We start from the raw sequence: 7851 nt of genomic DNA, 5'->3' as shown, positions 1-7851 counted from the left end.
CATCAACATGGACGACCTGCGCGAGCACAAGAAGCTCGCTCTACGCCAAGCCGCATGACCAGCTTCATGATCGCCCATTTTGCAGAACTTGACGCACACAACCGGCGCCAGCGGAAGTCTCCCTCGCCCTTGTGGGGAGGGGCTAGGGGTGGGGGTCCGTGCCGGGCAGACATCTCAGGAATTCCATATGCGATAGCCCTGCCCACAAGGGGGAGCGTGAGATCACGTCACGATGACAACGACCGAAACCAACCCGAACAGGGCGATCAGCAGATAGTCGGCAATGCGATAGAGTTTCAGCGCCTGCCTGATGTCGAGGCTGTCGGCTTCGCGCCGCCCACCTTCGCCCATGAAGACGTCGTCGACCAGTACGCCGCCGTAGCTGCGCGGCCCGGCGAGCGACAGGCCGAGCGCGCCGGCCATCGCCGCTTCCGGCCAGCCGGCATTGGGTGAGCGATGTTTTTTCGCGTCGCGCAATACCGCATGCCAGGCATTTTTCGCATCAGCGCCTTTGACGAGGAACGCCGCCAGCACGATCAGCAGCGCCGTCAGCCGCGACGCCGGCAGATTGATCCAGTCGTCGAAGCGCGCCGCTGCCCAGCCGAACGCCTCGTGGCGCGGGGTGCGGTGGCCGATCATCGAATCGGCGGTGTTGGCGGCCTTGTAGGCGGCGCCGCCGGCCAGGCCGCCGACGCCGGTCCAGAAGGCGGGGGCGACGATGCCGTCAGAGAAATTCTCGGCCAGGCTCTCGATCGCCGCGCGGCAGACGCCGGCCCTGTCGAGCGTTTCAGGGTCGCGGCCGACGATCCGCGAAACGGCAACGCGGCCCAAAGCCAGGCCGCCGGTGTCGAGCGCGTCAGCCACCGCCTCGACATGCTCATAGAGGCTCTTTTGCGACAGAAGCGACGTTGCCAGAAGGGCCGTGATGACGAGGCCCATGGGAACAAACCAGAACAGGATCTGCACGCCCAGGCCAATTATCGCCGGCACCAGCACGATGACCAGCAGCGCCTGGACACCACGCTTGCGACGCAGCGCGTCGGGATCAGTGGCGCGGTTGAGCCTGTGGTCGAGAAAGGATATCAGCCTGCCGAACCACGTCACCGGATGGCCGATGGCGCGAAACAGCCAATCGGGGTAACCGAGGGCGAATTCGACGGCCAATGACAGGAAAGCGATCAGGACTGACATGAAGCTTCTTAATGGGGCGGTTGTGGACCATGGTGGAAGTCTTGGCCGCGCGAGGGCGCTTTTTCCCAACGCCCTGCTGCCATTCGTCGACCTCTCGACCGGTATCAATCCGCACTCCTACCCGCTTTTCGACCTGCCCGCCACCTCGCTGTCGCGGTTGCCGGAAGCCGCGCGCACGCGTGAGCTGACAGAGATCGCTGCCAGTGCCTATGGGGCGCCGTCGCCAGCCAACATCGTGGCGGCACCGGGCACGCAGATCCTGTTGCCGCGCGTCGCCTCGCTGATTACCCCCGGAAGGGCGCTGGTGCTGGGTCCGACCTACGCCGAACATGCCCGCGCAGCAGTGATCGCCGGGCACGCGGTGACCGAGGTCGGCGATTTCGCTGACCTGGCGGACGCCGACCTTGCCATCATCGTCAATCCGAACAATCCGGATGGACGTGTCATCGAGCGCGACCGGTTGCTGGCTCTGGCTGCCGGATTGCGCGCCAAGGGCGGGTTGCTGGTTGTCGACGAGGCGTTCATGGATGTTGGGCCGCGCGAGCATAGCCTCTGCGGCGATGTCGGCCAGGGCGGTATCGTCGTCCTGCGTTCGTTCGGCAAGTTCTTCGGCCTGGCCGGGCTGCGGCTCGGGTTTGCACTTTCCGATGTAGCGACGGTCGAACGGCTTGAGACGCAATTCGGGCCATGGGCCGTCGCCGGCCCGGCGCTGGAATACGGCATCCGCGCGCTTGCCGACATCGACTGGCAGGACGCGATGCGATCATCTCTTGCCGGCGCATCGGCGCGGCTCGACGCGCTGTTGGCCCGCTTCGGCGTACCCGTAGCGGGCGGCACCACATTGTATCGTTTCCTCAGTTTGACCAATGCCGCCGATTTGTTTGCCGCGCTCGGCGAGCGCGGCATCCTGCTTCGCCATTTTGCCGATCGGCCTGACGTTCTGCGCGCCGGCCTGCCGGGAAGTGAGGAGGAATGGCAGCGGCTCGAGACCGCTCTTGCCGAATGGGCGTCGCGGCGCGAGCATCAATCGAAGGGTTCAAAACAATGATCCATGTCTGTTCGCTGGCAAAGATCGAGGAAACGGTGGCCAGGACCGGCGCCGACCGCATGCTGTCGCTGCTTGCCGCCGGAACGGAGGTGGTCCGTCCGGCGTCGATCGCCCGAGAAAACCATCTGCATCTGGTCATGCATGACATCGCGGCGGCGCAGGACGGCATGACCATGCCGGGCGAGGAGCATGTCCGTAACCTGCTCGATTTCGCGCGCCGCTGGGACCGGGCAAGGCCGATGCTCGTGCATTGCTATGCCGGCATCAGCCGCTCGACGGCTTCGGCCTATATCATCGCGGCCGCATTGGCGCCGAAACGCGACGAGGCCGAATTGGCGCGGACGCTGCGGGCGCTGTCGCCCTCGGCAACACCCAATCCGCGGCTGATCGCGGTGGCCGATGCGCTGCTTGATCGCAACGGCCGCATGATCAAGGCGATCGAATCGATCGGCCGCGGTGCGGATGCCTTTGAAGGCACGCCCTTTGCGCTGAGGATCGACAGCTAGCTGCCCCCATGTCGTTGTTCGATTATCGAGTGCCTTCATTCGCTCAATCTTCATGCCCGTGACGTACCCGGACAATGAACACGTCGTCGTCGGCTTCGATCCGGTAGACGACAAGATGGGCTTTGAAGGGATGGATACGCATCGGTGGCCCCCAATTCAAGCCGCTCCCGCGCTATTCGGGAACTGGCAGCGATCAGGTCAAAGATCGTGAACAACTCGTCATGATACTGTCTGGCCTGCACAGCGCCGAACAGGCGCACCCCTTGCTCGGCAATACCGACGATGTCCTCTTCCGCGGCTAAAGAAAGGCGAAATCCCACTACCTATTGCCGGATGGCTTTTCAGCGCGTTTAACCGCCTCCTTTAAAAGCGCGTCCCTGGATCGATTGCCGATGCCACTCTTCAAGCCATCATCGACAAAGCGCTGCATGGCGGCAATCTTGTCGTTGCGCTCCTGATCCCGACGGATCAAATCGCGCACATAATCGCTCGCGTTGGCGTAGCGGCCCGTTTCGGTTTGCGCCTCAACCCAATCTTTCATCGGATCGGGCAATGATACGTTCATCGTTGCCATACTGGCCTCCATATCCCGTCCAGTATGGCCCATTTTGGCAAAGTTTGTCAAAATCTCTTGTGCGGAAATCTCTCTGTGCAAAAGCGTGATCGTCTGATCCGCCCTCCGTCGCCTGGTTTGTTCAAGAGGACAGCGTTTGCCTTTCGATGCCAGACCACTGGTTTGGAGGCTACGTCAACCAGTCCGCGAGCTTCGCCTTGCGCACATCCCGCAGCAGGCTGATGAACCCGTCGGCCTGATATTCTGCCGTCAGCCGGCCCTTCTCCGCCGTCGCGATGCTGGCATCGCCGACGACGCCGTTCGGGTTGAGATCGCCAGCTATCCAGGCAAAGGCGTGGGTGCCGGTGTGGCGCAGCAGCGAGAATTCCTTCTCGGCCTTGGCGACATTGGAAACGAAATTGTCTGATTTGCCCATGTCGACAAGGTCGGGCCGGAAATGCAGCATCAGCGAGGTCTCCACATCGCCGCCATGGATGCCGTGGCGATCCTCGAGCTCGGTGTACATGCCGGCCGGGCGGCCGAAGCGCTGCCAGCTGGTCTTCACGGCCAGCATCTTTTCACGCACGCGCAACTCGCGCGTGATGATGCCCATGATCTCCTCGTTGCCGCCATGCGAATTGACGACGATCAGCTTGCGCACGCCGGCGCGCGCGATCGACAGGCCAAGCTCGGTCCAGGCTTCGACCAGCGTCGTTGCCGGCAGGGTGAGGGTGCCCGGCGCGTGCAAATGCTCGTTCGACTTGCCTATCGCCTGGACCGGCAGGATGCGGATGTCGAGATCGTCGGGCAGGCGCGAAATGACCGTGTCGAGCATGCCGTTCATGATCGAGGTGTCGGTCGAGACCGGCAGATGCGGCCCATGCTGCTCGATTGCCGCCACCGGCAGCACGGCAATCGTCGCCTCCGGGTCGATCGAGGCGTATTCGGTGGTCCGGTAATCGCCCCACCACACGCGTCTTTTGGCTACGGTCATGTCATGCCTCTTCAATGGTAAGGCAGACCTAGCGCGGCGAGCGCGGCCTGTCGATCACCCGGCCGCGATGGCCTCGACCTCGACCTTGAATTCGGGCCGGGCAAATCCCGAGACGATCATCAGCGTAGAGGCCGGCGCCGGGCTCGAAAACAGCCGGTCGCGGACGTCCATATAAGGCCGCAGATGCGCGCGGTCGGTGACATAGGCGTTGATGCGCACGATATCCCTGAGACTCAGCCCGGCTTCGCCGAGAATCGCCGCAATGTTTTGAAAGCAGAGTTCGGCCTGTGCGCCGGCGTCTTCCGGAATCTGATCGTCCGCAGTGATGGCGACCTGACCCGAGCACAGCACCAGCCGCTTGCCCGAGGGCACCTCGACGCCGTGGCTGTAGCGGGCAAAGGGCGGCTTGATCGACTTCGGGGTGAGGAATTTGAACATGGCAATCTCCGAGATAGCGCCAGCCTAAGGCCTGATCCATTGCACCTTCAAGATGGCGGTGCATGTTGCCCGAGCGATTGTGGACAGGCGTTCAAAAAATAGGCACGATGCCTTCCGTACAGCATGACCCGTCCGCCTTTGGCATAGCAATGTCGTTCAAGCGGGCGGTCCCGGCGCAAGGCGCCGGTGGCATGTGTCTTGCTTCTTGAATCTTTGGTGTCGAGCCTGGCGCGTGGCGCGCCGGAGCAAACAAAGGGTGGTGTCGATGTACGGAAGACAGAAGATCTCGGTGGCGGTTGTGGCCTTGCTTGCAGCCAGCACGCTGGGTGCGGCTGCGAATGAAAAAGTCACCTTCGGCACCAACTGGTTGGCCGAGCCGGAACATGGCGGATATTACCAGTCCGTGGCGGACGGCACCTACGCCGCCTGCGGCCTCGACGTCACCATCATGCAGGGCGGCCCGCAGGTCAGCGGCCGGCCGATGCTGCTTGCCGGCAAGATCGATTTCTACATGGGCGGTAATCTGCTGTCGGCCTTCGATGCCGTCCAGCAAGGCATTCCCATGCGCGTGGTGGCGGCGGATTTCCAGAAGGACCCGCAGGTCATCATGTCCCACCCCGGCGAGGGGCTCGACAAATGGGAGGACCTGAAGAACGCCGACCAGTACATATTGGGTGACGAGGGCGTGCAAACCTTCTTCCAGTGGATGGTCATCGAACTCGGCTTCGACGCCTCCAAGCGTGCGCCCTACACCTACAACACCGCTCCTTTCCTCGCCAACAAGAAGTCGATCCAGCAGGGCTACGTCACCTCCGAGCCGTTCGCGGTCAAGAAGGAAGGCGGCTTCGTGCCGAACCAGTTCCTGCTCGCCGACTATGGCTGGGACACCTACTCGACGACGATCGAGGTGATGCAGGACACGATCGACAAGAAGCCGGAGGTGGTCCAGTGCTTCGTCGATGGCTCGGCCAAGGGCTGGTACAAATATCTCTACGGCGACAACAAGGCCGCCAACGAATTGATCAAGAAAGACAATCCCGACATGAGCGACGAGCAGATCGCGTTCTCGATCGAGCAGATGAAGAAGTTCGGCCTGGCCGATTCCGGCGACACCGAAAAACTCGGCATCGGCGCCATGACCGACGAGCGGATCAAGAGTTTTTACGACAAGATGGTCAAGGCCAAGGTCACGCCTGACGGCATCGACATCAAGAAGGCCTACACACTGACCTTCGTCAACAAGGGCGTCGGGCTCGACCTGAAGAAATAGGCCGGTCCCGGCATGATAAGGGAAAAGGTGGCGCAAGCGCCGGCCTCGGACGTTGCATCGACATTGCTGGCGCTGAGGGGCGTCGGCAAGGTCTTCTCCAACGGCGTGACGGCGCTGAGCGATGTCCACCTGACGATCCGGGAAGGCGATTTCCTCAGCCTGCTCGGGCCGTCGGGTTGCGGCAAGTCGACGGCGCTGCGGCTGATCGCCGGCTTGTCGACGCCGACCTCCGGCGTGCTCGATTGGCGCGGCGGCGGCGCGCTTGACCGCTCGAACATCGGCTTCGTCTTCCAGGAGCCGACGCTGCTGCCCTGGGCCAACGTCTTCGACAATGTCTGGCTGCCGCTTCGGCTGAAAGGAATTTCGCGTGCCAAGGCGGCGCCAGCGGTGACGGAAATGCTGGCGCGGGTTCATCTGACCGGCTTCGAAGACGCGGTGCCGCGCGAACTGTCGGGCGGCATGAAGATGCGCGTCTCCATTGCGCGCGCCATGGTGACCAAACCGCGCGTGCTGTTGATGGACGAGCCGTTCGCGGCACTCGACGAGATCACCCGCTTCAAGCTCAACAACGATCTCTTGGAACTGTGGCAGGACGAACGCTTCACCGTCGTCTTCGTCACCCACAGCGTCTTTGAAAGCGTGTTCCTCTCCAACCGCGTCGTCGTCATGGCGGCGCGGCCGGGCAGGGTGTTCGACGAACTCGCCATCGAGGCCTCCTATCCGCGCGACGAGGTGTTTCGAACCTCGCCCGACTATGCGGCACTCTGCCGTCAGGCCTCCGATGTGCTGGTCAAGGCCATCAATTCAACAGCAGGCGCGCATCATGACGGCCATTGAAGAGCGCGTGCTCGAACTCGACCCCGAGGAAGCACGCCGCGTGCGCCAGGAGCGGTTCGAACGGATCGGCCGCTGGGTGCTGCCGCTGGCGATCATGATCCTGGCGATCTGGCTGTGGGACCGCATCTGCGTCTGGAACGAGATCCCACAGTACATCCTACCGCGTCCCGGCGTGGTGCTGTGGACGCTCTACAACGATGCCGGCCTGCTGTTTTCCTCGCTGCTGGTCACCTTGCGCATCACTTTCCTGAGCCTGGCTCTGGCGGTCGTCGGCGGGGTCGGGCTGGCGGTGCTGTTCGCGCAATCGAAATGGGTGGAGATGTCGTTCTTCCCGTTCGCCATCGTGCTGCAGGTGACGCCGATCGTGGCGATCTTTCCCCTCATCAACATCTATGTGAACGACCAGACGACCAAGCTTCTGCTGTGCGCCTGGATCGTCGCCTTCTTTCCGATCCTGTCCAACACTACGCTTGGCCTCAACTCCGTCGACCGCAATCTGCGCGACATGTTCAAGCTCAATGGCGCGACGCGCTGGCAGCAATTGCGCTATCTCAGGCTGCCGGCGGCGATGCCATACTTCCTCGGCGGGTTGAAGATCGCCGGCGGCCTGTCGCTGATCGGCGCCGTGGTGGCCGAGTTCGTCGCCGGCACCACCGGCCAGTCGTCCGGCCTCGCCTCACGCATCATCGAGGCCGGCTACCGGCTCAACGCGCCGCGGCTGTTCGCGGCGCTGTTCCTGATTTCGCTCACCGGCATCCTGATCTTCCTCGTGCTGTCGCTGATTTCGCATCTCATTTTGCGGCGCTGGCACGAAAGCGCACTGAAGCAGGAGCGCTAGGATGACTGAAAGGTTGGTGCGAAACACCCCCCTCTGTCCTGCCGGACATCTCCCCCTCAAGGGGGGAGATTTGCTGTCTCTAAGGCTTTCGCAAATCTCCGACGTTAAAGGATGGCCAGCGAGGCTGAAGCTGCCAATCTCCCCCCTTGAGGGGGAGATGTCCGGCAGGACAGAGG

9 protein-coding genes and 1 pseudogene are annotated in these 7851 nt (G+C 62.7%); 5 read left to right on the top strand and 5 right to left on the bottom strand.

All coding sequences use genetic code 11. From position 1 onward, the window contains the following. Nucleotides 1-222: 222 nt before the first annotated feature. Entirely contained in the window at nucleotides 223-1191 is a 969-nt protein-coding gene (gene cbiB / locus NKK51_RS09930; protein ID WP_352552536.1) for an adenosylcobinamide-phosphate synthase CbiB, read from the bottom strand. Between cbiB and cobD the strand changes: the two genes are divergently transcribed. Then, nucleotides 1190-2239, top strand: coding sequence for a threonine-phosphate decarboxylase CobD (gene cobD / locus NKK51_RS09925; RefSeq protein WP_352552535.1), 1050 nt, complete (start codon nucleotides 1190-1192; stop codon nucleotides 2237-2239). The genes cbiB and cobD overlap by 2 nt on opposite strands. Continuing rightward, nucleotides 2236-2745 (top strand): tyrosine phosphatase family protein, encoded by a 510-nt coding sequence (locus tag NKK51_RS09920; RefSeq protein ID WP_352552534.1) that lies wholly within the window; start codon nucleotides 2236-2238, stop codon nucleotides 2743-2745. The genes cobD and NKK51_RS09920 overlap by 4 nt, the downstream gene beginning before the upstream one ends. A gap of 43 nt (nucleotides 2746-2788) precedes the next feature. Here NKK51_RS09920 and NKK51_RS09915 read toward each other — a convergent pair. The 4 genes and pseudogenes from NKK51_RS09915 to NKK51_RS09900 form a co-directional block, all read right to left on the bottom strand. Further along, nucleotides 2789-3065 (bottom strand): annotated as a pseudogene (locus NKK51_RS09915) (type II toxin-antitoxin system RelE/ParE family toxin). Next, nucleotides 3065-3319 (bottom strand): type II toxin-antitoxin system ParD family antitoxin, encoded by a 255-nt coding sequence (locus NKK51_RS09910; RefSeq protein WP_352552532.1) that lies wholly within the window; start codon nucleotides 3317-3319, stop codon nucleotides 3065-3067. Before NKK51_RS09910 ends, NKK51_RS09915 begins: the two are co-directional and overlap by 1 nt. Nucleotides 3320-3488: 169 nt before the next feature. Further along, nucleotides 3489-4292, bottom strand: coding sequence for a creatininase family protein (locus NKK51_RS09905; RefSeq protein ID WP_352552530.1), 804 nt, complete (start codon nucleotides 4290-4292; stop codon nucleotides 3489-3491). 54 nt (nucleotides 4293-4346) lie between these two features. Beyond that, entirely contained in the window at nucleotides 4347-4730 is a 384-nt protein-coding gene (locus NKK51_RS09900; RefSeq protein WP_352552528.1) for a RidA family protein, read from the bottom strand. 265 nt (nucleotides 4731-4995) lie between these two features. On the opposite strand from NKK51_RS09900, the gene NKK51_RS09895 reads away from it, so the two are divergent. From NKK51_RS09895 to NKK51_RS09885, 3 genes are read left to right on the top strand one after another with little or no spacing between them, the layout of a single operon-like run. Beyond that, the gene (locus tag NKK51_RS09895; RefSeq protein ID WP_352552527.1) at nucleotides 4996-6000 is read left to right on the top strand and encodes an ABC transporter substrate-binding protein; all 1005 of its coding nucleotides are present in this window, start codon (nucleotides 4996-4998) and stop codon (nucleotides 5998-6000) included. Between the two features lie 12 nt (nucleotides 6001-6012). Further along, the gene (locus NKK51_RS09890) at nucleotides 6013-6837 is read left to right on the top strand and encodes an ABC transporter ATP-binding protein (RefSeq protein ID WP_352552525.1); all 825 of its coding nucleotides are present in this window, start codon (nucleotides 6013-6015) and stop codon (nucleotides 6835-6837) included. Further along, entirely contained in the window at nucleotides 6824-7675 is an 852-nt protein-coding gene (locus NKK51_RS09885) for an ABC transporter permease (RefSeq protein WP_352552524.1), read from the top strand. The genes NKK51_RS09890 and NKK51_RS09885 overlap by 14 nt, the downstream gene beginning before the upstream one ends. Nucleotides 7676-7851: the final 176 nt, after the last annotated feature.

It is taken from the genome of Mesorhizobium sp. M0011 (assembly GCF_040324155.1).
In the GTDB taxonomy this organism is placed as follows: domain Bacteria; phylum Pseudomonadota; class Alphaproteobacteria; order Rhizobiales; family Rhizobiaceae; genus Mesorhizobium.
This window is presented reverse-complemented; position numbering and strand designations above follow the sequence as displayed.

Bases quoted from the DNA above. Each gene is read 5' to 3' on its own strand.
- NKK51_RS09885 (WP_352552524.1), top strand. From the start codon at position 6,824: ATGACGGCCATTGAAGAGCGCGTGCTCGAACTCGACCCCGAGGAAGCA.
- cobD (WP_352552535.1), top strand. From the start codon at position 1,190: ATGAAGCTTCTTAATGGGGCGGTTGTGGACCATGGTGGAAGTCTTGGC.
- NKK51_RS09910 (WP_352552532.1), bottom strand. From the start codon at position 3,319: ATGGCAACGATGAACGTATCATTGCCCGATCCGATGAAAGATTGGGTT.
- NKK51_RS09905 (WP_352552530.1), bottom strand. From the start codon at position 4,292: ATGACCGTAGCCAAAAGACGCGTGTGGTGGGGCGATTACCGGACCACC.
- NKK51_RS09890 (WP_352552525.1), top strand. From the start codon at position 6,013: ATGATAAGGGAAAAGGTGGCGCAAGCGCCGGCCTCGGACGTTGCATCG.
- NKK51_RS09895 (WP_352552527.1), top strand. From the start codon at position 4,996: ATGTACGGAAGACAGAAGATCTCGGTGGCGGTTGTGGCCTTGCTTGCA.
- NKK51_RS09920 (WP_352552534.1), top strand. From the start codon at position 2,236: ATGATCCATGTCTGTTCGCTGGCAAAGATCGAGGAAACGGTGGCCAGG.
- cbiB (WP_352552536.1), bottom strand. From the start codon at position 1,191: ATGTCAGTCCTGATCGCTTTCCTGTCATTGGCCGTCGAATTCGCCCTC.
- NKK51_RS09900 (WP_352552528.1), bottom strand. From the start codon at position 4,730: ATGTTCAAATTCCTCACCCCGAAGTCGATCAAGCCGCCCTTTGCCCGC.